The 25,280-nt window shown below is 42.2% G+C and carries 25 protein-coding genes and 1 pseudogene; 15 read left to right on the top strand and 11 right to left on the bottom strand.

Annotation, left to right across the window (positions count from 1 at the left end; genetic code table 11):
* Positions 1–49 precede the first annotated feature (49 nt).
* Complete coding sequence (locus tag FNH22_RS12940; RefSeq protein ID WP_143398814.1) at positions 50–1,384, top strand: aminotransferase class I/II-fold pyridoxal phosphate-dependent enzyme; 1,335 nt, start codon at positions 50–52, stop codon at positions 1,382–1,384.
* Positions 1,385–1,572: 188 nt separating this feature from the next.
* On the opposite strand, the gene FNH22_RS12935 is transcribed toward FNH22_RS12940, so the two are convergent.
* Genes FNH22_RS12935 through FNH22_RS12920 form a run of 4 tightly spaced genes read right to left on the bottom strand, consistent with a single transcriptional unit; the run spans position 1,573 to position 6,647 of the window.
* Positions 1,573–2,331: a LytTR family DNA-binding domain-containing protein gene (locus FNH22_RS12935; RefSeq protein ID WP_143398813.1), complete on the bottom strand. Its 759-nt coding sequence runs from the start codon at positions 2,329–2,331 to the stop codon at positions 1,573–1,575.
* The gene (locus tag FNH22_RS12930; protein WP_185154211.1) at positions 2,316–3,380 is read right to left on the bottom strand and encodes a sensor histidine kinase; all 1,065 of its coding nucleotides are present in this window, start codon (positions 3,378–3,380) and stop codon (positions 2,316–2,318) included. The genes FNH22_RS12935 and FNH22_RS12930 overlap by 16 nt, the downstream gene beginning before the upstream one ends.
* Positions 3,380–4,246: a DUF4249 domain-containing protein gene (locus FNH22_RS12925; RefSeq protein ID WP_185154210.1), complete on the bottom strand. Its 867-nt coding sequence runs from the start codon at positions 4,244–4,246 to the stop codon at positions 3,380–3,382. Before FNH22_RS12925 ends, FNH22_RS12930 begins: the two co-directional genes overlap by 1 nt.
* 10 nt (positions 4,247–4,256) lie before the next feature.
* Positions 4,257–6,647 (bottom strand): TonB-dependent receptor, encoded by a 2,391-nt coding sequence (locus tag FNH22_RS12920; RefSeq protein ID WP_143398810.1) that lies wholly within the window; start codon positions 6,645–6,647, stop codon positions 4,257–4,259.
* Positions 6,648–6,913: 266 nt separating this feature from the next.
* Here FNH22_RS12920 and FNH22_RS12915 point away from each other — a divergent pair, with 266 nt between their 5' ends.
* The 3 genes from FNH22_RS12915 (at position 6,914) to FNH22_RS12905 (ending at position 8,873) form a co-directional block, all read left to right on the top strand.
* Entirely contained in the window at positions 6,914–7,756 is an 843-nt protein-coding gene (locus FNH22_RS12915) for a helix-turn-helix domain-containing protein (protein WP_143398809.1), read from the top strand.
* 110 nt (positions 7,757–7,866) lie between these two features.
* Entirely contained in the window at positions 7,867–8,415 is a 549-nt protein-coding gene (locus tag FNH22_RS12910; RefSeq protein ID WP_143398808.1) for a carboxymuconolactone decarboxylase family protein, read from the top strand.
* A gap of 86 nt (positions 8,416–8,501) precedes the next feature.
* Entirely contained in the window at positions 8,502–8,873 is a 372-nt protein-coding gene (locus tag FNH22_RS12905; protein WP_143398807.1) for a cupredoxin domain-containing protein, read from the top strand.
* 870 nt (positions 8,874–9,743) lie between these two features.
* Here the strand turns inward: FNH22_RS12905 and FNH22_RS12900 are convergent.
* Complete coding sequence (locus tag FNH22_RS12900) at positions 9,744–9,926, bottom strand: hypothetical protein (protein ID WP_143398806.1); 183 nt, start codon at positions 9,924–9,926, stop codon at positions 9,744–9,746.
* Between the two features lie 69 nt (positions 9,927–9,995).
* A complete protein-coding gene (locus tag FNH22_RS32025) occupies positions 9,996–10,142 on the bottom strand; it encodes a hypothetical protein (protein WP_185154209.1) in 147 nt (48 codons plus the stop codon).
* Positions 10,143–10,637: 495 nt separating this feature from the next.
* Here FNH22_RS32025 and FNH22_RS12895 point away from each other — a divergent pair, with 495 nt between their 5' ends.
* On the top strand, positions 10,638–11,507 hold the full coding sequence (locus tag FNH22_RS12895; protein ID WP_143398805.1) for a HEPN domain-containing protein: 870 nt from the start codon (positions 10,638–10,640) through the stop codon (positions 11,505–11,507).
* Between the two features lie 534 nt (positions 11,508–12,041).
* Here the strand turns inward: FNH22_RS12895 and FNH22_RS12890 are convergent.
* Entirely contained in the window at positions 12,042–12,398 is a 357-nt protein-coding gene (locus tag FNH22_RS12890) for a hypothetical protein (RefSeq protein WP_143398803.1), read from the bottom strand.
* 67 nt (positions 12,399–12,465) lie between these two features.
* On the opposite strand from FNH22_RS12890, the gene FNH22_RS12885 reads away from it, so the two are divergent.
* The 5 genes from FNH22_RS12885 (at position 12,466) to mgtE (ending at position 16,684) form a co-directional block, all read left to right on the top strand.
* Positions 12,466–12,891: a helix-turn-helix domain-containing protein gene (locus FNH22_RS12885; RefSeq protein ID WP_143398801.1), complete on the top strand. Its 426-nt coding sequence runs from the start codon at positions 12,466–12,468 to the stop codon at positions 12,889–12,891.
* 108 nt (positions 12,892–12,999) lie between these two features.
* Positions 13,000–13,269 carry a hypothetical protein gene (locus tag FNH22_RS12880; protein WP_143398799.1) on the top strand — a complete coding sequence of 90 codons (270 nt, stop codon included), beginning with the start codon at positions 13,000–13,002 and terminating at the stop codon, positions 13,267–13,269.
* Positions 13,270–13,530: 261 nt separating this feature from the next.
* On the top strand, positions 13,531–13,866 hold the full coding sequence (locus tag FNH22_RS12875; RefSeq protein ID WP_143398798.1) for a T9SS type A sorting domain-containing protein: 336 nt from the start codon (positions 13,531–13,533) through the stop codon (positions 13,864–13,866).
* 432 nt (positions 13,867–14,298) lie between these two features.
* Positions 14,299–14,805 carry a sigma-70 family RNA polymerase sigma factor gene (locus FNH22_RS12870; protein WP_143398796.1) on the top strand — a complete coding sequence of 169 codons (507 nt, stop codon included), beginning with the start codon at positions 14,299–14,301 and terminating at the stop codon, positions 14,803–14,805.
* Positions 14,806–15,331: 526 nt separating this feature from the next.
* Positions 15,332–16,684 (top strand): magnesium transporter, encoded by a 1,353-nt coding sequence (mgtE, locus tag FNH22_RS12865; protein WP_143398795.1) that lies wholly within the window; start codon positions 15,332–15,334, stop codon positions 16,682–16,684.
* Between the two features lie 258 nt (positions 16,685–16,942).
* Here the strand turns inward: mgtE and FNH22_RS12860 are convergent.
* Positions 16,943–17,428 (bottom strand): annotated as a pseudogene (locus FNH22_RS12860) (DUF4374 domain-containing protein); the annotation flags it as partial.
* A gap of 400 nt (positions 17,429–17,828) precedes the next feature.
* On the opposite strand from FNH22_RS12860, the gene FNH22_RS12855 reads away from it, so the two are divergent.
* Positions 17,829–18,887: an AI-2E family transporter gene (locus tag FNH22_RS12855; RefSeq protein ID WP_143398792.1), complete on the top strand. Its 1,059-nt coding sequence runs from the start codon at positions 17,829–17,831 to the stop codon at positions 18,885–18,887.
* Positions 18,888–18,920: 33 nt separating this feature from the next.
* Here the strand turns inward: FNH22_RS12855 and FNH22_RS12850 are convergent, their stop codons facing one another.
* From FNH22_RS12850 to FNH22_RS12840, 3 genes are read right to left on the bottom strand one after another with little or no spacing between them, the layout of a single operon-like run.
* The gene (locus FNH22_RS12850; RefSeq protein WP_143398791.1) at positions 18,921–19,568 is read right to left on the bottom strand and encodes a hypothetical protein; all 648 of its coding nucleotides are present in this window, start codon (positions 19,566–19,568) and stop codon (positions 18,921–18,923) included.
* Positions 19,569–19,625: 57 nt separating this feature from the next.
* Positions 19,626–20,102 carry a hypothetical protein gene (locus FNH22_RS12845; RefSeq protein ID WP_143398790.1) on the bottom strand — a complete coding sequence of 159 codons (477 nt, stop codon included), beginning with the start codon at positions 20,100–20,102 and terminating at the stop codon, positions 19,626–19,628.
* Positions 20,103–20,513, bottom strand: a complete 411-nt coding sequence (locus FNH22_RS12840; RefSeq protein ID WP_143398789.1) for a lipocalin family protein — start codon at positions 20,511–20,513, stop codon at positions 20,103–20,105. It abuts the gene before it with no gap.
* A 658-nt stretch (positions 20,514–21,171) separates the two neighbouring features.
* Here FNH22_RS12840 and FNH22_RS12835 point away from each other — a divergent pair.
* From FNH22_RS12835 to FNH22_RS12820, 4 genes are read left to right on the top strand one after another with little or no spacing between them, the layout of a single operon-like run.
* A complete protein-coding gene (locus FNH22_RS12835) occupies positions 21,172–22,188 on the top strand; it encodes a serine protease (protein ID WP_143398788.1) in 1,017 nt (338 codons plus the stop codon).
* Positions 22,189–22,201: 13 nt separating this feature from the next.
* Positions 22,202–22,687 (top strand): hypothetical protein, encoded by a 486-nt coding sequence (locus FNH22_RS12830; protein ID WP_143398787.1) that lies wholly within the window; start codon positions 22,202–22,204, stop codon positions 22,685–22,687.
* A gap of 6 nt (positions 22,688–22,693) precedes the next feature.
* Positions 22,694–24,592 carry a sensor histidine kinase gene (locus FNH22_RS12825; RefSeq protein ID WP_143398786.1) on the top strand — a complete coding sequence of 633 codons (1,899 nt, stop codon included), beginning with the start codon at positions 22,694–22,696 and terminating at the stop codon, positions 24,590–24,592.
* Positions 24,589–25,209 (top strand): response regulator transcription factor, encoded by a 621-nt coding sequence (locus FNH22_RS12820; protein ID WP_143398785.1) that lies wholly within the window; start codon positions 24,589–24,591, stop codon positions 25,207–25,209. The genes FNH22_RS12825 and FNH22_RS12820 overlap by 4 nt, the downstream gene beginning before the upstream one ends.
* The last annotated feature ends 71 nt before the right edge of the window (positions 25,210–25,280 follow it).

Below are 25,280 nucleotides of genomic sequence, written 5' to 3'. Positions count from 1 at the left end.
TCCAATTAACAATGATGCGTTACTTAACTTAGGCAAAAGAGCAGCGTGTATGTTTGATAAAAAGGAAATAGAGATACTGCAAAAGTCCCTTTCAAGGCTACAGGAAGGGTTTTCATTGCCAAAATGGAATCCCAATGAAAAATGGGGAGATGTGGAAAAAATTCTTTTGGAGGTAGCCCGAAAAATGCAAAACAACTACCCTTATTTCCATCCGCAGTATGCCGGGCAGATGTTAAAGCCACCACATGCAGTGGCCAGAATGGCCTACGCGCTAGCCATGTACATCAACCCTAATAACCATGCGTTGGACGGAAGCAAGGCCAGCTCTCCTATGGAAAAGGAAGCCGTAAGTCAAATGGCTGAAATGTTTGGCTGGAAAAATTACCTGGGTCACCTGACAGGCGGGGGCACCATAGCCAATATGGAAGCGTTATGGGTGGCCGGAAAGGTCCATCCTGAAAAAAAGATAGTGGCCTCCGAACTGTCTCATTATACACACGAGCGGATTTCCGGTGTATTAGGCCTGCCTTTTGAAAAAGTGGCGTGTGATACTTTGGGAAGAATGCACCTGAAAGCGTTGGAGGATCTGCTATTAAAAGGCGACGTAGGAACTGTGGTGGTGACATTAGGCACCACAGGAACAGGATCTGTAGACCCTTTGACCGATATTCTGGAATTGCAGAAAGTGTATGGGTTTAGAATTCATATAGATGCCGCATACGGTGGCTACTTTACCCTATCTACGGCGCTGGACAATCAGGTAAAGGAACATTTCAATAACATTTCTTATGCCAATAGCATAGTAGTGGACCCACATAAACATGGGCTCCAACCTTACGGATGTGGCTGTATCTTGTTTAAAGACCCTGAAGTGGGACGCTTTTACAAGCATGACTCGCCTTATACCTATTTTACCTCGGCAGAGTTGCATTTGGGAGAAATAAGTCTGGAGTGCTCGAGGGCAGGGGCTTCAGCCGTAGCGCTTTGGGCCACACTACAACTATTTCCTTTAACTGCTGATGGGCCAATGGGCCAGGGTATGAATAACTGCCACAAAGCGGCCATGGACCTTTATTCCAAAATAACGGACAATAATAATTTCGTTCCTCTGCATATGCCGGAAACGGATATTGTTATTTGGGCGCCTAAAGATGAATCGCTAAGCCAGATTAGTAAACGAAGTAAAGCGCTCTTTCAGAAATGCGCGGCGCAAAACATACACCTGGCACTTTTCAATTATCCAACGCGCCTGCTTCCGGACCATTGGGGAAGCATAAAAAAAGACCGGGAGCAAGTTACATGTCTACGTTCCAGTCTTATGAAATGGGAGCATGTGGACTGGGTAGACCGTATCTGGGAGATAGTAGAAAAAGAAGCCTCTTAATCGCTGATATTTCAAAGAGATGATATGGACCATTAGGACAATTATTCATCAACTCCTGGCAACCTTTAATATAGTCTTTTACCAGAGATAGGCTATACTTTCGCTATGTGGAATGGTAGTGCTGCTACAGGGAGCGTTATAAGATTTAATCAGCTATGTAAGTCATTCCTGTTCGCATGACTTGGCTTCTACTGATTTAGCCACTTTTTAAAATCCGTGATCTTTTCAGCAGATACTATGGCGTCAAATGGAGGTGATGGCACCAGGTCCACTTTAAGTCGGCGGGTAGAAAACCGGTGTATTTCCGTGATAGCTTTGATGTTTACCAGGTACTTTCGGTTTAAACGATGAAAGACCTTGGGGTCCAGCACCTTTTCCAGTGTTTCCAGCGTGTCATCGGTCAGGTAGGTATTTCCTTCATGGGTGGTAAGGTAAGTGCCTTTTTCAAAAGAATACAGGTAGGCAATATCTTCGGTTTCTATGCTCCTGCTTTTACCACCATAAGTAATGAGTACACGGCTTTTGTAAACTTGCGGAGTTAAATATTCGTCAAACAGGGATTTTGGTTTATTGCCATAGTCATGGTTACGGGTTTTATATTTTTCATACTTGGCCAGGCTTCCCCTCAGTTCTTCTTCTGTAACGGGTTTCAGTACATAGTCCAGGCTATTGTGTTTGAATGCCTTTATTGCGTATTGATCGTAGGCGGTAGTAAAGATGATGGGGGTATCAAGGTCTACCTGTTCAAAGATCTTGAAACTGATATCATCTGCCAGGTTGATATCCAAAAAGATAAGATCGGCAGAATGGTTGCTTAGCCATTTGATGCTGTCAACCACGGTCCCCAGTACCCCGACTATTTCCAGGGTGGGATCAATCTTATTGATGAGCATTTTCAACTTATCTGCAGCCAGTTGCTCGTCTTCAATAATCAGAATTCTTTCCATGCCAGTTCGTTCATAATAGGTAACCTGACCACATAGCGATCATTTTCCAGAAAAAAATCCGGTAGCTTTTCGCCAAGCAGTTGATATTTTTCGATCAGGTTTTTTTGTCCTATACCCGTTGAGCCATTGAAGTTAGCCCGATGTTGATAATTATTGCTGATCACCAATTCATCCACAGTACTTTCAATGACAATGGTAAGCTTATGTTCATTGGAAATGACGTTATGCTTGATGGCATTTTCTACCACTAATTGCAGCGTAAGTGGCGGTATGTATTTGTCCAATGCCTCAGCATCTATCGCTTTTTTCATAATAAGATGATCACCATAACGGATTTTCTGTAGAAAGAAATATGAGTCCAGAAATTTCAATTCGTGCTTTACAGGTACCAGCTTTTCCTGGTTAAGCTCCAGTACATACCGAAACACATCCGAAAACTTTTTAATGAACTGATCAGATTTCGCTGTGTCCTGGTAGATAAGACTGGACAGTACATTCAACGAGTTGAATAAAAAGTGCGGGTTGATCTGGCTCTTTAACGCTTCGTATTTGATAAGATAATTCTGTTTCTCCAATACACCCGCTTTATATTGCAGGTATTGTTTATCGGTACTTAATATCATGAACTCATGGAAGCCGAAGATCATAAAAGTACTGATGAAGAACATGATAAGCGCTAATATCTCAAACCCCAGGTCATCGTCCACGTCCTCCGGCATAATCTCAAAATGCCGTACGAACAGTGACCCCACTACGGTAAATAGCACGACGATGAGTACCACCAGGGTGATCTCAAATATAAAGCGCTTCCACAGGGCCTTTTCCCAGGGTAAATGCTCATTCAAAATCGTAATAATGTGATAACCCAACATACTGATAACAGCAGTGATCATGGCAAATATGGGGATGTCAGTTACATACTCCACTAACATAGGGCCATAGTCATTTTCACCTTCCAGAAGGTCTTCTAACAGGAGCATACTGGCCACCACTATAGCAGTGAAAAGATAGTATGCCCAATATCTCCTATCCAGAAGTATGTCCTTCATCATCGTTCCGTAATGACCAAAATTTCTTCATCTACCTCGCTGGCGCCAAAATAGCCCATAGCAATGTTTTCAGGATCAGTCAAGTTACGAATATTCCCTTTAATCAACGCCGGTGGTACATCAATAAGCTGACCGGTCTGGCCGGTTTGCTCAAACAGCAGGAAAAGGAAATCATAAGTTTCTTCGGACACCCCAATGTGCCTCACCAGCACCTCATCGCCTGGCTCAAATACCTTTTCTTCGTTAGGAAAATAGCCTTCTATTTTCTGACCGTCCCAAAATTCGTCCCTGGCTATCACATTACCGCTATTGCCTGGGTCAGGCTGCATAAGGTTTACGCCGTCGGAAAAAACTTCCCAAAAGTAATAATTATCATCACCCACAGGGTCTGTAAAGTCTATGGCCAGTTTGATCCCCCCGTCTTCAAAAGCATTTTCTTCTTCAAATTTCTGATAGACCGTATCTAATTTTGCCACAGCCATTAGTGTTTCCGTGGCTTCAAAAGTCTGGCCATCCCAAACCACTGATAGGGTATAGGTTTCACCTACCTCTCCCTTTAACTCAGTATTGAAATACCTGCCTGGAGTATTGGTATCCTGCGTGTACATGTAATTATTGCCACGACTGTCCCTTACCATTACGGTAGCATCACTCACCCTTGGTGTCTGCGATTGATCAAAAAATTCATTTAACAGGCTTAGCGTGATATGTTGCTCATAATTACTTTCTCCTATAATTTTTTCCACACGTCCCTCTATGATCAACCGGTTAGGAGTGGAAGGTAGGATAACGTCTACTTCTTTATCGCACCCGGTAAGCATTAAATACAGGTACAGGGCTACAGTGCTTATAACTATTTTTTTCATGATACTTGGTTTAGAATTTGAAGTTGTAAGTAATGCTTGGTGTAATGCCAAAGAGATAACTTTTGAAAGCTTTCGACTGGCCTTTAATATCCTCGTCTTCCACAAAGTAGATGCTGGTGGCATTCGCCCGGTTATACAGGTTGTAAAACCCAAAGACCCACTCATGGCCACCATTTTTCCACCGCCGTTTTTTTCCTTTCAGCGTAGCGGATATGTCCAACCGATGGTAATCGGGTAGTCTTTGTTGATTTCTGTCTTCGAACTGTGGTATGATCAATCCTGCATACTCGTACCTCCCAACGGGATAGGTGGTAGGTGGGCCTGTAGCATAAATAAAATTACTTGAAAGGGACCATCTGTCATTGAGTTTGTAAATGGCTGTTACGGAAAGGTCGTTTCGCTTGTCATAGTTAGCGGCATAGTATTTACCGTTATTAATACCGGGATCATTCGGACCAACACCGCTCACTTTTCGTTCTGTTTTCGATAAGGTATAACTTACCCAGCCCGTTAGCTTACCCCGGTTCTTTTTCACATACAGCTCCAGCCCATAAGCACGCCCGGTGCCTGACAGGATCTCTGTTTCCAGGGTATTGGTGGTAAGCAGGTCGGCGCCGTCTACGTAGTCTACCAGGTTATCCATCTCTTTATAGTAACCTTCAATGGAAGCTTCGTAGGCATTGTTCGAAAAATTCCTAAAATACCCCAATGCCACCTGGTCTACCTGCTGTGGCTTTATGAAAGGACCGCTCGGCGCCCAAACGTCCAATGGAGTAGGTGAGTTGCTATTGGAGATAAGGTGAAGGTATTGGTACAACCGGTTATAGCTGGCCTTTATAGAGTTGTTATCATTCAGCACATAGGTAGTAGAAAACCTGGGCTCGAAATTGTAAAAATCACTGATGTTATCACCGGATGAATAGCCGGTGGTCCCTATGATCTCCCCATCTTCGTAACGTCCGACGGCGGCGTTGTAAACAACAGGCTGGTCATTGGCATAGATAGGGATATCCTGCTCGCCTTGTCGTAAAAACATGGAGTAACGAAGTCCCGCATTAAAAGTAAGCTTACCCAGCTTACGCTCGTAACTCAGGTAGGCCCCTAACTCCTGGCCAAATTTTCTGTCCAGGTCCGTGGCAATGATGCTGGAGCCTTCAATGGGCGTTATTTCTCCTGGCCTGAATTCATACCATTTATTATCCGCTCCAAATTCGAGCAAGTTATTATTATCGATAAAGTAGCTGAAGTCACCCTTTATATTATAGGTGATCACGTTGGATTTACGATTGAATTCAGCGCCGGTGGTCAACTGATCTATGGAATAATCGTAGTTAGAATAAATACCTGAAAAGTTCGCAAACAGTTTATCTGAAAAAAGGTGGTTCCAACGTAAGGTAGCAGTAGTATTCCCCCAACTGTTACTGAAAATGCTTCCCAGTTCAAACTTGTCACGGCCAAAGTATCCTGATAGGAACAGGCGGTTTTTTTCGTTGACGGTATAGTTCGCTTTTACATTCAGGTCATAGAAATAGGCAATATTATCGTTTCCGGCCAATTGTAAAAAAGCATCTCCGTAAGACCTGCGGCCGGCGATCATGTAGGAACTTTTGTCTTTGATCAAAGGTCCTTCTACCAATGCCCGTGCAGATATCAATCCGACGCCTGCTTCTCCGTTAAACTCTTTGGCGTTACCCTCTCGCTGCCTTATGTCCATCACACTACTCAGCCTGCCGCCGTATCGGGCGGGAATTCCGCCTTTGTAAAGTTTTACATCTTTAATAGCATCCGGATTCACTACGGAATACAGCCCGAGGAGGTGAGCGGAGTTATAAATAATCCCTTCATCCAGTAAAATGAGGTTTTGATCTGCTGCCCCGCCCCTTACATTAAACCCTGATGCACCGTCAGCAACGGATGTGACGCCAGGGAGCAATTGAATGGACCGGATCACATCGGCTTCTCCCAGTACCGCAGGGATCTCTTTGATCGTTTTAGGCTCCAGTTTTACAACACTCATCTCATTGTTGACCACATTTGCATTTTCAGCCTCTCCTGTGATCACCACTTCTGACAGTTGTTCAACGGAGGGCGCCAGTTCAATGCTTATGGTTTCATTGGAGGTAATATTTTTCTCCACGGAATAGATGTCATACCCTACGAAACTTACCTGGAGGGTATAATTTCCTTTCGGAACGGTGAGCGAGTAAAAACCATATACGTTGGTAACTGTACCGGTAGTGGTACCAGCCACCTGAACGGTAGCCCCTATCAGGTCCTCACCGGAGGAGCCATCACGTACATAACCACTCAAGGTTACTTTCTCTTGCCCAAATCCTTTCAATGACATTAGAAGTGTGAAAAGAATAATGGCCACAGTCAACGACTTAAACTTGTTTTCCATTTGAGTTTTTTGGGAACAAATGAGCGGAGCTAATGGCCATCTTTTGAAAAAAAGAGACTGAAGCCTGCATTTTTGGTGCTCAACCCTGCAATAAGCCTTTAATCTTAGATGATTATGATCTGCCCATGACACGTTGACCCATCATGATCCTACCATAGGAAGTCATTTCAAAAGGTAAAACCTATGACAAAACCCGCTGCACTTTCAAGAACCCTTTTTAATGTGTATTTCGTTTGGCACTTTTGAGGAGAACAAGCCTTCTATACATGACCTACTCTTTTCAGGGCAAAGAATTATCCTCCTTTTTTGGTATGAGCGACCATTATGCTGAAGATCAATACGAATTTCTGGCGCATAAAGGGCTCATCAATATCATCTGGAACCGGTCTTCTTCAGATCGATTGATCTATATCGACGCTATTCCGCATGTGCTTAAACCGAACCAGCTCACTACCAGTACTTACCTGCAAAGGCTTAGTTTTGAAAAAGGCGCTGAAGCACTTACTGTGTTTGCTTTTAATCGTGAATTTTATTGCATTCAGGATCATGATCATGAGGTGTCTTGCAATGGCATCATATTCTTTGGTACACAAGAAACACCCGTTATTACGCTGGATGACTCTGAGCAAAACAAGTTTGAAAACCTTTACACCGTTTTCCTGGATGAATTTAAAACCCGTGACACGGTACAGGGCGAAATGCTGAGAAGTTTATTAAAACGACTTATTATAAAAGTGACACGGCTGGCAAAAGAACAATTGATCACGAAAGAGCTGGATGACAAGCAAATTGACATTATCAGGAAGTTTAACGTTTATGTGGACGTCCACTTTCGTGAAAAACGTCATGTCAGTGATTATGCGGAAATGCTTTTTAAGTCTCCTAAAACAATCTCCAACCTGTTTGCCAAGTACGAGCAGCGTTCCCCGTTGCAGATCATTCATGAGCGAATAGTGCTGGAGGCAAAGCGTCTGCTTATCTACACAGACAAAACAGTCAAGGAAATTGCCTTTGAATTAGGCTTTGATGAAGTCGGTTCGTTCCATAAACTGTTTAAAAAAGTCACCACGCTGACACCGCAACAGTTCAAACTTGAGATAAAAAGTTAACAAAGGGAAGAATTGACACTAAGAAGGGAAGTGCTGACCCTCACCACCACTCAAGGCTGCCGTAAAATTGTATTGTAATTAAAAACGAAAACAAAAAACAATATAAAATTATGGCAACTTTTAATGTCCCTACTCGAGAAGAAGTAAGCGAAAGTAACCAGGCTATTTTCGACAACTTACAAAAAGGACTAGGTTTTGTACCTAACCTTTTCGCAACTTTTGCACACAGTGATACCGCACTAGGCGATTACCTTACGTTTCAAAACCGTAAAAGCTCGCTATCTGCTAAAGAAAGAGAAGTGATCAACCTGGTAGTAAGCCAGGTGAACGAATGTGCTTATTGCTTGGCCGCTCATACTGCACTGGGTAAAATGAATGGTTTTTCGGATGATCAGATCCTTGAGATCAGATCAGGAGAGGCTTCATTTGATGCAAAACTGGATGCGCTGGCTAAATTTGTAAAAGATATCACCATCAACAGAAGCAAGCCTGATCAGGGTACTGTGGACAACTTCCTGGCTGCAGGGTATACTAAAGAAAACCTGGTAGATGCCATCATTGTGATAGGAGATAAAGTAGTAAGCAACTTCCTGCACGGTGCCACTCAGATACCTGTTGACTTCCCTGCTGCACCGGCTTTATCAGAAGCTGCTGTTTAAATACAAGTAAATCATTTATATCAAACAGGGTGTCGTCCAAATAAACGACGACACCTATATTAAACACAATCAAAAATAATTTAGGAATGAAAAGATTAATGACTATCGCTGTTTTCGGAATGGCACTTTTAATAAGCTCTGTAAGTTTCGGTCAAAAAGCAAAAACGGTAAAACTGGAGCAAACTCCCGGTGAGTTTTCTAAAACGGAGTTAACCCTTAAAGCTGGCAAACCTTATGTATTCGACGTGAAAAATGCCGGTGTAGATCATGAAGTAGGGTTTGTTATTGCCCCTGCAGGTAAAACCGATCAGGAGCATCATGTAAAGAGCGCGTACTTGTCGGAGACCATTAAAGACGGACAATCTGCTACTTCAGGTGAGGTAACACTGGAAAAAGGGGAATACGTATACTTCTGCCCTTTGAATCCCACGCCACAATACAAGATAACGGTGAAATAGTAAGTTGAGAAATATAGTTTGATTAGAGCACAGCCCGGAAGGGCTGTGTTTTTTTATGTTAAAGAAGTTCTTTAGGTAGAGGTTTAGATGGTATCGGAAAAGGCGTATAACAAACTTTTCAGGCTTTTCAATTTTCTCACCATAACCACCGTGTTAGCCTGGCTGTGCTTCGGAGTTGCTGTTACCAAGACTATCCGTTAGGTCCATCCACATGATAAGGTAAAAACCCTATCGAAAGGAAGTAAACCCGAATGGTGCCTCGGGTAATCACATCATAGAGATATCCGGAATATTCACTTCGGTCCACAGATAGAAAATGCTGCCTTAAATAAAGCCCGAGCGGACGCTCTATCCGGTTATAGGTCGTAGGAACGCTGTGCTTAACCTACGACCAGGTCAGAGAAAATAGGAACGCATTACGCTTTGCTAAATGCAGCTCAAGAAGGGGCGGTCCTTAACTCAAACTGGCATAAGACAGGTTTAATTATAACTACAGATCGACATTGCGAGCCTTTTGGTGGGCCATGTGTGAGGAAAGGCGCGGCAATCTCCCCGTTCAAAGAGATGGCTGTACCTTTCCCACTCCAAACCTACCCATTTGCCTAACCAGTATTGTGATGAAGCTCTAAGATAGAAAAAGAAGCCCTCCTCCATGGGTAAGCATAGAATAGCACACTCCCGACACACGAGAAGGAGATTGCTTCACGCTACCCGCTAGCCCACGCTCGGGGTTCGCAAAAGACGACCTGTAGGAAGTTTATCTTCTTATTCCTATCCAACTGGCTTAAGACAGACTTAGCTATAACTACAGATCGACATTGCGAGCCTTTGGGGGGCCATGCGTGAGGCAAGGCGCGGCAATCTCCCCGTTCAAAGAGATGGCCGTACCTTTCCTGCTCCAAATCTACCTATTTGCATAACCGGTATAGTGATGACACCCTTAGAAAGAAGCCCTCCTCCATGGGTAAGCATAGAATAGCACACTCCCGACACACGATAGGGAGATGGCTTCACGCTACCCAGCAGCTTACTTTCTAATGTGTTGTTGTTCATAAATGGATCATTAAGGGTTAAAAAATAATGGTTGATGGTTTTTGAGGCCTCAAGCAGTGATGAAATTCATTAGCGATGTACTTCTGCCATAACTGCCTGCCGTTTTACCGTTCTTTTCCGGTGGAGTGTCATTTTCTTATGACCTGCTGTGGTTTCCCGGTGGCCTGGAGTGATTTTCAGGCGGCCCGGAATGGTTTTTTGATGTGCTTTTGTCATTTCTTGGTGACTTGGAATGATTTTCATGTGACCTGGAACGATTTTCATGTGGCCTGGAATGATTTTTTAGTGACTGAAAATGATTCTGTACCGACCTTTAGTGATTTTGTACAGCGTTTTTGTCTTGTGATCTTTCCTAAATGCAATCATTGAAATTTTAAGTACTATTTTTTAGCGTTTTGCGCCCGGCTATTTTTCCATGTGAATGTGTTTTTAGTACTTCAATTTACTCTCTATGCCCTCTGCCTACATAGGTGACATGGCCTGGCAGGTAGATGACCAGCGCCTCGCTCTGCCCTTCATTCAGCGCAATTAGATCATGAAGAGTCAGATGTGTTGACAGGATCTATGTACAAAATAAGCGTGCATTTCACCACACCATTAGACCATTTTTTTCAGGCACAATACCTACTCCCTTCATCCTTAGGGCTTTTTAAATCCACGAAATATTGACCTATATTTAGTGCCAGGAAAGGACACTTTTATCTTACTCCCGTGAACGAAGCATTACAGAAATTACCCCTTATCAAACAGGAAGAACTACAGAACATCACCAAGCTGCTCAGCAGCATGAAAAAAGTAGAAATGGTGATCCTCTTCGGCAGCTATGCCCGGGGCGAGTATGTGGAAGACACCTACGTGGAAAAAGGCATCCTCTACGAATACAAAAGCGACTATGACCTGCTGGTAGTCACCCTCCATGACGACCTGAAGTGCCACCTGAAAATAGAAACTAAAGTGAACGAGGTCTTACGGGATACAGGCATCGTGAAAACACCCGTCAGCCTCATCTTCCACTCCGGCAAGCACCTGAACCAGTCCCTGATGCAGGGCAACTACTTCTTCAAGGACATTAAAAAGGAAGGCATTGTACTGTATGATACCGGCAAGGTACACTTGCAAAACCCTAAGAAGCTCACCGCGGAAGAGGCCCGGCAAAAGGCGCAGGGGTATTTTGATCAGTGGTATACCAATGGGAACAATGCATTCAAAAAGTACCAATTCAGTTTTGATCAGATACTTTTAAATGAGGCAGCCTTCGACCTTCATCAAGCCACCGAACGCTACTACACCACCATCCTGCTGGTCTACACAGACTACCGCCCCAAAGAGCATGACCTGGAGCGGCTGGACCTGCGGGTAAAAAACTGTGACCCTCGTTTTGCGGTATTCCCCCACTCCACCGATGAAGAAAAACGGCTTTTTGAGTTGCTTCGAAGGGCCTACGTAGACGCCCGCTATAAGATGGATGAGTATAGTATTTCTAAAGAGGAGCTGGACTACCTGGCGGAGAAGGTGGAGCGGTTAAAAGGGCTTACGGAGAGGCTTTGCAAGGAGAAGATTGAAGGGATTGAGAAGGTTTGAGGGGGGCGTGAAGTAAAAATATGCGAATTAGAAATGCTGCATGTTCGATCTTAGAAGAAAATTAGACTGTTTAACTTTAAAGAGGAAACGTTTGTAAGTGTTTGAAAGTGGAATGGTGTTTATACGGTTGTTGTGCTTCATGCCCCGGAGCTGAAGAAACTATCCATCACCAATAAAATGTTACTGTGATACCAACTTATGGTTTTGTAAATTTGATCCTCTCAGTCGCTCGGGTTTCCGAGTGACGACTATCAATTAGGCCTCCGGCCGGTTACTTCAAATGTCATCTTTCACCCCCTGGCGCGCATATAGCGATAGCGCCATGCGTGCTGATTTAGGGATAGGATTTGTAATCCGGGTGTACTTTAGGGGTAGCTTTTGGGGTATGATACGGCAATGTTTTACCATCAGAACCATTCAAAATAAGTTCACCAAGAATATGCGCATTACAAATGCTAAATGTTCGATCTTAAAAGAAAATGGGAACGCATTACGCTTTGCTAAATACGCTCCGGAAGGAGATATCCGGAATATTCACCTTAGTCCACAGATAGAAAATAATGCCGTAAATGAAGCCCGAGCGGACGCTCTATCCAGGTTGTAGGTCGTCGCACATTGTGCCAGCTGATACAGACAGGTGTCGTCAAAAATCAATGAGATGATACGGGTACGTACTTTCGCAGATTCTATTTTTTCCAGGCATTTGAAAATACTTTCCGTCTCACCGGCGCATACTGCTTTATAAAGCTGATCATATCGTTCGGGTGTGGGTGTGTCCATGGCGTTCTTTTTTCGGGTTATTACTTGCTTTCGGTGAACGCTAAGTACATTAACACACCCTTTGTATTGCACCATTTTCATTGGTAATTGAATGGTAATTTTACCAGCCATTATGGGTATTTTTACCAAGAAAGGCGAGCGCCTTTGTAACTAGCACCCGAGTTAATATATTTGATTTATGGAACACACAACAAAACCCCGCCCCAAACACATGGGAAGAAAGGTGAGACACATGCGAGAGTTGCTAAACTTAACGCAGGATGACTTAGCCGAAAAAATGGACATGAGCCAGCAGACCGTATCTAACATCGAATCCAGCGAAGAGGTGGACGATGAACAACTGGAAAAGGTGGCTAAGGCGATGGGGGTAACTGGTGACGCCATTAAAAACCTGGATGAGAATGCAGCAGTGTATAATATTGTTACAACAAATCATGGTGCTGTTCATGGTAATGGATTTGGATATTATCGAGAATGTACTTTCAATCCTTTGGATAAGTTGATGGAGACCATCGAGAAAAACGAAAAGTTGTATCGGGAGCTGCTCAAAGAGAAAGACGAAAAAGTAGCGATGCTGGAGAAGTTTTTGGGGGGTAAGAAGTAAGTCTGAAGTTTTATTTTTGACCCCCTGACACGCCCTCTCAGTCGCTCGGGTTTCCGAGTGACGACTATCAATTAGGCCTCAGGCCGGTTTTAGTAATTAAGACTTCAAATGTCATCTTTCACCCCCTGGCGCGCATATAGCGACAGCGCCATGCGTGCTGATTTAGGAATAGGATTTGTAATCCGGGTGTACTTTAGAGGTAGCTTTCGGGGTATGATACCGCAATGTTTTATCATAAAAACTATCCAAAATAAGTTCACCAAGAATATGCGCATTACAAATGCTAAATGTTCGATCTTAAAAGAAAATGGGAACGCATTACGCTTTGCTAAATACGCTCCGGAAGGAGATATCCGGAATATTCACCTTAGTCCATAGCTATAGAAAATAATGCCGTAAATGAAGCCCGAGCGGACGCTCTATCCAGGTTGTAGGTCGTAGGAACGCTGCGCTTAACCGACGACCAGTTCAATAAAAAAAGCCTCGTTTAATACCGAAATAAGGCCTTTCCGGTAATCTACAGTAGCACCGCCTAAGCAAAACCGCTTAGTAAAAATTACGCTTTTTAGCTCTTATATAGCCATACGCTGTACCCTATCTTTGTATTGTTGATTTGAAAGAAACGAAACAGAGAGTAAGATGAAAAATATACTAATAATAGCCGCCCTGATGATAGTAAGTTTAACTTCTGTTAAAGCGAATGTAAACAGCTTAACCCAACCCACTTCAGTAGAGCACTTTCAGGCTGAGGCCAAAGAGAATACCATTACGTTAACCTGGGAAATCACCGGTACGGACAGCACAGAGGAAGTAGTGATCAACATCACTAGTTTAGAAGGCACTGTAGTATACGAAACTACCGCGAAAGGTTATTCATCTACACTGGCACTTGATGGTAAAATGGAGGCAGGCATATATATGGCACAGATTAGTGTAGGAAACGTTCAAAAGACTAAGCGGGTAGTGGTCCGATAAAGATAAAGTTGATTTTGTGGAGAAGGGGGTAAAAGTCTGGTCGTATTATCGGCCGGGCTTTTTTGTTTGATTTTTCCTCCTCAGTCCTCTGCAAGAAACTGAGGAAGCAGGAATTTTTAGGGCCTTCTAATGACCCTTAACTTTAATAAAGACCATCATGAATTATGTGAAGTCCCTGTTTATCAGGTCAATACTATACGATGACTCAGGGTTTTCCCTTACTCCACCCTTAGCTGAAACCTACTACTTACTCTTATAAAACAAGGCCGGGCTTACCAGCGCTCTACACATAAAAGACCTAAATTACTTCGTAAGCCTCTTTAACATAGGTGATATACTTATATCTCTATTTAAAGGTTTACACTTAGCAAAAGGGCGCGGTCAATCTCAATATTTGTTAGACTACTAATTGTCACCATAAAACCAAGGGATATGAAAATGGAAGAATTTGATCAGAAAATTGCTTCGCTGCATGATACATTAGAGTTGTTTACTAAACGGTTCACGAATCAACAGGAAGAATCAGACGATCTGATCCAGGAGACTATGTTGAAGGCGCTTACCTATCGCAATAAATTCAAACAAAACACAAATCTCAAGGGTTGGCTGTTCACCATTATGCGCAATACGTTCATTAACAACTACCGCAAGATGCAAAAGGGTAAGACCTTTTTAGATGACACCAAGGACAGCTACTATCTTAATGTACCGGATAATCACACGTTTAGTACCCCCGATGGTAATTATGAATACAATGATATTAACACATGCATGAATGAGATCAAAGACGTGTTACTCATTCCTTTCAAGCTTTATACGGAAGGTTATAAATACCATGAGATTGCGGATGAGCTCAATGTTCCTATCGGCACGGTGAAAAACAGGATATTTCACGCCAGGAAACAGATCCAGGAAAAACTGATTGATTATCGTAACTAATGTACTATCAAGCCTGGAAAACAAGCGTCACTTTGTTGTATTTTTGATATGATCAGGTGATAGGAGGAAGTCACTGTTGCCCAGGTTTCTGCTTAAGCTCTCTTCCAATTAGTGGACAGAAGACGGATAAGGTGCCGGACATTCCTTATCCCTTTGCCAGCCAAAAGCTTAAAACCGGCTCAATCTAAAAAAGCCCCAATAGGTTTGACAAGTCAGCAGATGAAATGCTATAACATAACACATTTCTTGCATGGCATGATTTGAAATAAAATGAAGCAGCTTCCATTGTTTTCGGTTATCGCCGGGTAAAAAGCTAAATCCAAAATATAGTTTAAACCTATGAACCAGGTATTCGGCCATTAATCGCATGCCTGTTTAAAAACCACATATCTCCGCGGAAAATAGTGCTGTGGGACCAAATGTTTATTTCGGCCTCTGAAAGGAAAGGCATTTGCTTGTACCAGGGTTAAATCATACCTAAATTTCAACCTGGCTTTTAAGAAGTAACAAAATCAACCAGATTATTATGCACGAAAATCGCCCCTGGGAAAACCTTAAAAGTTTGATCGATATTAATTCGGCAGCAGAAGTAAAGAATTACCTCGACGAACTCAAGTCTGAAGATATTGTGGGTGCGGTGAGTCACCTTGATAGTGAGCGCCGGCTCAAACTGCTGACCTTATTACAGCCTGAAGATGCTGCCGAAGTGATGGACGATATCCCCTGGGTACAGGCGTTCAGACTGCTTGAGGAACTAAGCTCTAAAGAAGCAGCGGCGATTATCTCAGAAATGAGAAGTGACGATCAGGCTGACTTTCTAAGCGAGATGGACGATGCTGATGCTGAGGCCATCATAGAAGAAATGCCGCCTGAAGAGGCTGAGAATATACGAAAACTTATCCGGTATGATCCTGACTGTGCAGGGGGATTAATGATCACAGAGTTTCTTTCGTTTGATGAATCATCTGTAGTGGGTGACGTTACCAATGATCTACGGGAAAATGCTAAGAAATATGAGGACTATAACCTGCAATATATCTATGTCACCTCCGGAAGCAGGTTTGTGGGTGTGCTCCGGATGCGTGATCTATTGCTTTCTCAACCGAACACTTCTTTATCGAAAATCGTACTGAGCAATGCACGTACGGTACAGGACGATGATTCGCTGGAAGCACTCATCAGTTTCTTTGACACGTACGATTTTTATGGTGTACCCGTGCTTAACAGTAAGAACGAATTGCTAGGCGTGGTATTGAGGAAACATATCCGTGAAACAGAAGCGGAAATAGCCAACGTAGAACACCTGGAAACACAAGGGATTGTGGGAGGTGAGGAGCTTAGAACCATGCCTATTATGGTCCGTTCGAGAAGGCGTCTGTCCTGGCTAAGTGTTAATATACTTTTGAATATCATGGCCGCCAGTATTATAGCTTTTTACCAGGAAACACTTTCTTCTGTGATCGCGCTCGCCGTTTTTCTGCCGATCATATCAGACATGAGCGGGTGCTCGGGAAATCAAGCGGTGGCAGTGAGCCTGAGGGAATTATCGCTGGGAGTGGTCAAACCTTTTGAAGTGTTCAGGGTCTGGCTACAGGAAGCCTCCGTTGGACTGTTGAACGGACTTGTACTAGGACTGCTGATAGGGATAGCCGCCTGGTTATGGAAAAGTAACGTCTACCTTGGGTTAGTGGTAGGTGGCGCACTAACGATTAATACAGTAGTAGCAGTATCATTGGGCGGGACGATCCCTCTCGTATTAAAGCGCATGAAAGTGGACCCTGCATTGGCCTCGGGACCAATTTTGACTACCGTAACGGATATGTTCGGTTTTTTCCTGGCGCTGACTTTTGCCGGAATGATGTTGAGCGAATTAAGTTAGCATGAATTTGGGGTGGGAAGGTTAAAATTACTCCGAAACATTCATATCACCTTCTTTGACAGGCATTTGGAAGGGTCCGGCACCTGAAAGCTACAGTAATTTCCCTATTTGGAGAACGTTGCTTTTGTTTAACGGGATCATTGTTGGCAGATGAAAATAACTTTCATAGAAAGGGCCCCTGGGTAACTTTTAAAAAATTATTATGCTCCGGTTCATGGGAAATAACCGTCCAGGGGCCCTTTGATGAAGGTTAGTTCACTATTGTAATTTCGTAATTCCGCCTACAAAGGTTGCCTCTACTACGGCTCCTTTGGTAGGCGTAGCCGTAGCCACGTCAGTCTGGTAGATATTCACTACACCTTGCTCATCCGCAATGGCAGAGTATACTTTTCCGTCCTCTAAAAAAGCGGCAAAACTTCTTCCTCCGTTTCCTGAAAATTCAGGAGCATTTGCCACAAGCGTAATGGTTTCGGCAGTAAGGTCAACAATGGCCAGACGCAAATTAGTATCTTGCCGGCGGTCATCAATGGTATGTTCTTTTGTAGTAACGGTGGCGAATAGTTTTCCATCGCCAATGTAAATGGCATGGGTCAATTTACCTCCGTTCTCTGCGTCATCGGTACTAAAAAAATACTCCGGATCGAACGCTGTAGTACCGGCAGGTATCCTAATTATGCCTGCCGGCTTTGTAGACTGGCTGAAGCCATTGGAATAGCTTGAGGTAGATACCGTATACAGGTCACCGTTTCCGTTTTGAAAATTCCACTACGGGTATTGAATGCCCCCGCAGGCCCGGTTCTCCTATCTTTGATCACTTCCTGTAATTCAAATCCAGGCTACCATTGACCCAACGTATTTATTCAAGCCCTGCACGACAGATCACAGATGGCTGCCGAAATAATATCGAAGGTCTGGAACCAACAAATATTCATATATGTATGCCGGAGGCCTCGACGATAGCCATCACTTGTGAAACACAAGTGATGGTTTGTTTATTTTTTAATCAGCCGGGCAACTGGTGGTGCACTTTTTAAAGGTATATGAGGAATTTTCATTTCTTTTTACCGTAATAATGATCATGGAAGTAACTTGCACGCGAAACGAAAGAGCATTACTTCTCTTTAATGATCCAATTTTATAAGCAATGAACGATAGAAAAACTACTAATACCTTACTGTTGATTCTCGTGGTACCACTGGTGTTTTATTTACTTAAAACGCTTTCTTTTATATTCATTCCCTTGTTTTCCTCGATGTTCATTGCGTTGCTTTTCTTGCCCATGATGAGATCGTTTAAGAGTAAGGGTGTGCCAGGAACCTTAAGTATTATCATGGTTATATTAATCATTGCCATTTTTGTTAAACTAACCGGGGAGTTGATTCAACTTTCAAGCCGCGAGATTTTAGCAACTGACAGTGCATTTTTTGATAAGGCAAAAGATAAACTCACCACACTCTTGGCCACTGTTGAAACATTCTTCGGTATTAATTTTTTACAAGGAGAAGACATGCTCGGTTCCTTGATTCAAAAGGATACCATCATCAAAAATTTCGCGCCTACTATTGGATTCATCACGAATACATTATCCATGACGCTTGTCACGGTATTCTTTGTAGTGCTTCTCCTGGCAGGCTCCATCGACATGCAAAAGGTATTGAACAACACCATTCTGAAACAACAATTTTCATCGGTCAAAACCTTCATGCAAGTGGAAAAGGGCCTAATTAAATTCATTAAGGTAAAGTTCTTCGTAAGCGTATTTACGGGCTTGGGTATTGGGATTGCCTGTTGGGGTTTTGGCGTAAGCTTTCCCATCTTTTGGGGTTTGTTTGCATTTGCGATCAATTTTCTTCAAATGATTGGTTCGGTGGTCACAGTAGTGCTCCTTGCTATTTTTGCTTTTGTGGAAATAGAGGCTACTTCGATACTATTGTTATTCATTCTTACCACCACAGGGGTCCAAGTCTTGTTCGGAGGAGTTTTAGAGCCAATTTTTATGGGAAAATCATTTTCAATCAACGTGATCACCATTTTAATTATGCTGATGCTTTGGGGTTATGTATGGGGAATTCCAGGCTTGATTATGTCTATTCCAATCACGGTATTTCTTAAAATACTCTTTGAACAGTTTGAGAGCACACAGATCATTTCCAAATTGCTCTCCGGAAAATCGGGAGGCCTCGATGTTAGCCATCACTTGTGAAACACAAGAAACTTTTTGGGCTGTTTTTAATTTTCAGAATTTCATATAGTGATATCGATATTGAACTCCGCCTTTCGGACAGGTTATCAGAATTAGGTTTAAACTGTCCAATTTCTCAATCGTTTTAATCTGCTCCAGCCTAAGAAATGATTTGTATTTTTCAGGAAATTCTCTTTTCATTTCGCGGATCTCAATAAAAGCATTTTCATTTATTTTCCAGGTATAGCTTCTCTCTATGCCAGAGTCATATTCCACTAAAGTGCTATCACTATTAAAAGTTATGCTTGAGTCTGAATCTCCTAAAATTACCTCTGTCTCGGTTAAATCAATCCGAATCATTTTGTGAAGCCCCCAAACGCCAGGATACAATAGTTCAGGAGAACGTTCAATCAAGCGATTAACCATACAACTTTCAACCTCATTGAGTGTCTCATAATTACCATAGGTTTCATTTAAAGCCAATTCGTTATGAGAATTACCCATTCGGTTGTATTGAAAGGAAGTATCAATTTCATCATCAAATTTGCTCGGCTTAAAGGTTACATTAACATAATAGCAATCCCCAAATGTTCCATCGCATGGCGAACTATTTATCTTAATCATTTCTAATTCAGGATATTTTTTTCTTAAATCATTTATGACTAATTGATTGTCGAATTCCTTTATACAGCCGAGTAACATCGGGATTATCAATAGTAGAAGAAGCCGGTTCATCCTAGTAATTCTGACTAATATTTATCACACGACATCAGTACTTTTTCTTGCCATTTGCCAATATCCAGTCGTGTCATTAGTGACTTTGCTACCATTTTCATATTCATAAATGGTACGTATTCTCCACTCACCGAAAAAGCTATCCTTAGTATTATCATAGATTCCTGAATAAAATACATATTGAGGGCCTGCATAGGTAGTTTGATTTCCAAGTTCATCTATCTCATACAAGTTTTCATATTTTTTAGAGAATTCAATCTTATTACCTCTTATCTGACCAGAAATATTGGATAGTTCTGAGATCCCCTCTTCAGATTCCTTGATCGTTCCAATAAAATCCATGGACTTGATCAATAAGATATGAGCAACAAACTCAATTTTTTTGCTTCTTATATGCTCAGAATGGGAATGACTATATCTATAGAAGCCGTACCACTTTCCGTCAACCCTTATGTTCTTGGTTTTAAATAGTGATTTAAATCTTTCAACAATAGGTATCATTCACAGCCTGCTGTAGTCAGCATAATTATTTTGATCTGCCCTGAACCGAATAGTGTCCGCGTGAATGGGAATGATTTCTATTGTTTCAATCAAACTGCCCGCCTCTATCGTGTACATGTTTTCAGCCTTTTTCAACCAGGTCCCTGTACCACTACCGTTAAGACTGCATTCCACAGAATTATCTCCGGCCAATACTTCTAAGTAGGAACTGAATGAATAGGCGCCATTTGGCTGAAAAATTGTTCTCCCTTGCTTCTCACAATCATTAAATTCAAAAAAATCTCCATCCCCAAAGGCGATTGATGGCTGCCATTCGCCAATTACAAAATCTTGTACCGGCGTATCATCTTCCTTACAAGAAATAAGAACCCATAGGACGGTAGACGTCAAAAGCAGCTGTATTAGTTTCATTTTACACATAGTCGTTGGTTAGAGACTCATACCCTGATCTCTGCCTGTCATTTTTATACCTTTCAACATAACACAGATCACATGGGAAAGATAAGATCCTGCTAAATTGAAATCGGTTAAAGCAGCCACATGGCTTTAACAATTTTAAAGTTAACCCCTCCACAACAAAAAGTGAATGAATAATAAAGTTTCAGCGTTGAGCTTACTGTTTGTTAGCTTCTTTTTTGCCAAACCACATCTCTGAACCCATGCGCCTAGTACTTAAATTCGATCAAGTCAGATCGATCTGATCTTTAACTTTTGGCAATTCTTTTTTGGAAATGTTGTCTAATACCTTGGCCGCCAGTATACCATCAAATGACCTGGTCCCATCTGTTAAATTTCTCTTCCTCTTTTTTCATTTTTCAGCTAACAAATCGGTGTAAATCACTTCGTTTTCAAACATTCTGTGCCTACTGACTCCCAACAAAGGCCGAAGTTAAGGGTGGAATAATGAGTCTGTTTTGAGCGTTATAAGCTCATTCTTCTTCAAAACTGTCCTCATGAAACTGATAATGCCTACTCTGCTTTAACAGCAAAATACCCACCATTGGGTATGTTTTGTGATGCTGATCTCAGCGAATTTTAGGTCATAAAGACATTAACTCTATAGTAACTCATGGCTTCACAAAATACGGTGTCAAAAGAAGACGCCAAAACCTTTCTTACCCGAGAAGGTGACCGGCTCATGGAAAATCTTAATTGGGATTATGCTTCGGTAGTCAGAGAGGAAGACGCTGACGATTATTCACTTTCTGTCGGGGTCTATGATCTTGATAAGGAAAAAGAAAACCCAAAAGGGCTGAATGATCAGATCTACGATCTGGAGGTCATGGAAGACTACATTGCATACAAATTGCCCTTACAAGGTAGTACGAAAAAAAACCTGGAACATGATCTTAGGCTTTTAAAGGTTTTAATAAAAACATTGAGCTCAGATGATCAGTCACACATCTATGAAGCCGATGAAAACTGTAGCGTATTCTCGCCAAGAATGATGGGTCACAAGCTATATGACGGCATTGACAGAACTAAGTACGGATCGTTTGGGGCTGTACTGATAGGTGAGGACGACGATACGAGGTATGTGATAACGGCTTATCATGTTATCAAAAAAGGTGTTGAAAGGTCAAATGAAAGGGCAGCAGTGTACTCCCCCACCAGACTTGAATATAAGTTAGGGCATTTCTACTGGCACGAATACGATGAATTCTCAGATATCGCCTTAATCGAAGTTGATGACGCGAAAAAAGTATCTAAGGGTAGCATATGCTGTTGTGAAATAGGTAAAAACATAGGCCCACTTCCTGCACCCGGAGATAAAGTAAAAATATGTAGTCCGCACACGCATAGAGGAGCCATTAAAACCGGTACTGTAAAGTCTGACTGTTCTACCAAAAGAATAACACCGGGCCAAACACCTCTGTTAAAAAATTTAATACAGACTTCTGACATGGCAGCACCCGGCGACTCGGGATCAGTAGTATTCAATTTAAAAAATGAGCCTGTAGGGCTGCTGATAAAGGACAAAGGAAATGTCCATAGTTATTTTATGTCTTTGGACATATTCAAAAAAAGAATCCGTAAGGACTACAACACGCATAAAGTAAATTTCAAATTTCAAAAATTCATTTAAACAAATAAAAACCATGATCAAATCTACTGGAAGACAGATAGTACTGACATTCAGCTTAAACCAACAGCATAATGACAAGTACCAGGGTATTTATTATGCCCATTTGCTTGGATCAACCTTTGCCATAGGAGCAAAATTTAAGCATGACCTGACAAGCGGTTTCGTTAATGAATTAACCGCAGACTTTACAAGCAAAACTATGGGAGGTATTATAAACTTCGCCCTTGACAGTATCGATGAAAAGATTAAGTTTGATTCAGGCGAGGGAAACCTTCATTATCTGGGTGTTAAACTAAATATCTTTAGAAACCAGGATCAGCATACCAACCCAAAAACTTTGACATTTGATCAGCCATTTGATATTAATAATCATACCTTGAGGATTAAAATAGATTATACTAAAGATTGTATTACAAACTATGAAGAAGGAATGGTTAATTTCTACACGGAAGATGTTAATAATGACCGATCATGTGACATTCGCTTCACTCCCAGTTAAATGTAATTGAACAAAATAATCACCATACTATTGATCGCTACTGTTGGGATATCATTCTCACAAAATAGTATGGATGACAAAATACTCAAGCACCGTGTTAATGAGCTTCGTTTATTTGATGTAAATGGATTAATGACATTTTTTGAAGACGGAGATGATATAACCACGAAAAGAGCTGCCGTACAAGCATTACATTGGAAGTATAGTAATCTCACCAACGGCACAATAGAAGGCTTTCCAAAAGACAGCCTTCTTCATTTTGAAAATGACACTACGCTTCAGTCCTCAATATTTCACCTGTATTACGGCGACTTCCTGCTGGCTAGCAATGTAGACGAGTCCGTCGCTTATACTCACCACCTGAAAGCAAAAGATATTGCAGTAAAAATAGGTGACTCTCTCCTCATTTGCGAAGCATTGAAAAGGATGATAGACCATGTCAATAGGCGTGAAAAGAACTTTCCGCTGTTGGAAGTGCTCATTCAAGAATACAGCGCCGCTGCGTTCGATCACTTTGAAAAAGACCGTGCCAAGATCGCCAGGATAAGGGCCCGCTCACTCATCGATTCAAAACCTTACATTGAAGAATTATTTCAGGGAGCAGAACTGGCCAAAGCCCACGACAACAAGATCACACTGGCCTATTACTACAAACTGATCGGCGTAAAATATGATGTTTATGCCGGACATCCGGACCCTGACATCAGTAAGCTACGTAAGTCCATTGACTATTACGATCGGTCATTGGCACTTTATGCACAGTATGAACCTGCCCACTGGGCATTGAAAAAGAAAATAGGTTTATTGATCAATAAGGGCATTGTTTATAATTTTCTGGGAGACCATGATGCTTCGTCCTTCAATCTTTGTTATGCAAAAAGCTTTATCAGGGACACCACCGGTCAAAACATGGTGCTTTTTCATCAGTGGACGGCCGCACATCTCAGGTCAATGAATAAGCCTGATTCAGCCTACCACCATAAAGTAAAGGAAATGAAGTTAAGGCGCAGGCGATACCAAAATAAGATCGACCTCAGTGTGGCGGAGATCAATACGATCTATGAAACGGAAAAAAGAGAGAAAGAGAATTTAAAGCTGAAAGCAGATATTGACAGAGAGCACCGGAAACAGAGGAATTTACTTATCGTAACAGTCTCCGTATTGGTATTGGGCGGATCTATAGCCGTACTGATCCAGCAAAATACTATTAAAAAACAAAAGCTTGCAGAACAGCAAAAGGACATCGAGGAGCAAAAGGTGATGACACTACTCAAAGAGCAGGAACTGGCAAATGTGGATGCCATGATACTGGGTCAGGAAAAGGAACGGCTGCGTGTAGCCAATGAGCTTCACGATGACCTTGGGAGCCTGATGGCCACGGCTAAACTACACTTGAATAATATCCCAACAGACAAAAATGACCTTGCCTTTAAAAACACGGATAAAATCCTTGACCAGGTATACGAAAAGATACGCACTATTTCACATACCAAGAACGTAGGTGTTTTTTCACAAGAAGGACTACTGCCTGCGGTAAGAAAAATGGCTGAAAACATATCTTCATCCAACGGATTGATGATCGAGGTGAACGATCATGGTATGGATAACCGTATTGAAGGCTCCCTGGAACTTACGCTATTCAGGATCACGCAAGAGCTGGTAACCAACATTATCAAGCACTCCGGGGCTGATCAGGCAAGTATTCAATTTACCCAACATGAAAACACACTAAACCTGATCGTTGAAGACAACGGCAGAGGGTTTGATACGTCCACGCCGTACAATACCACCGATGGTATGGGCTTGCAGAACATTCAAAAAAGAGTCCGCTACCTAAGTGGAAACTTAACAGTAGAAAGTATTATAAGTAAGGGAACCTCTATTATTATAAACTTACCCTCATGATAAAAGTAGTAATAGCAGAAGACCATCAGGCACTGATCGATGGCATTAAGTCTTATACCAAATATGAAAGCGGTATCAAGATCATAGGCAGCGCCAATAACGGGGATGCACTATTGCACCTTGTCAGGACCCGGCTACCTTCGGTAGTACTTTGCGACATCCGGATGCCTGTTATGGATGGCATAGAAGCTACCAGGATCATCACACGTCAATACCCCTCCACCCGGGTCATTGCCTTTACCATGTTCGATCAGCCTAAGGCAATACAACAGATGCTGGAAGCAGGCGCCTCCGGCTATATTCTGAAAGATTCTACCCTGGACATAGTGTTAGACGCCATTCGGACCGTAGCACAAGGAAAGACTTATTTCGACAAAAAAGTAACGCTTGCGCCGTCTGATAAAAACAGCTCTAAAAGTGTCTTATCTCGCAGGGAAAAGGAGATCTTGCAACTCATTGCGAATGGAAAAACTTCCAATCAAATTGCCGAAACGCTATTTATAGGTAAAAACACCGTAGATACCCACCGAAAAAACATGATCCGAAAACTGGGATTAAGCGGAAGCGGAGAACTGATGAGATATGCTATTGACAAAAAATATCATTTTGATGCTTAACAAAGAATCGCTTTGATCCGGTCCGGTCACCAAACAAAATTCTCTGCACTAATCTATCGAGAGTCAAGCAT

It is taken from the genome of Fulvivirga sp. M361 (assembly GCF_007097395.1).
Taxonomy (GTDB): Bacteria; Bacteroidota; Bacteroidia; order Cytophagales; family Cyclobacteriaceae; genus Fulvivirga.
The sequence above is the reverse complement of the archived record's forward strand: the minus strand, read 5'-3'. Positions and strand labels throughout refer to the sequence as shown.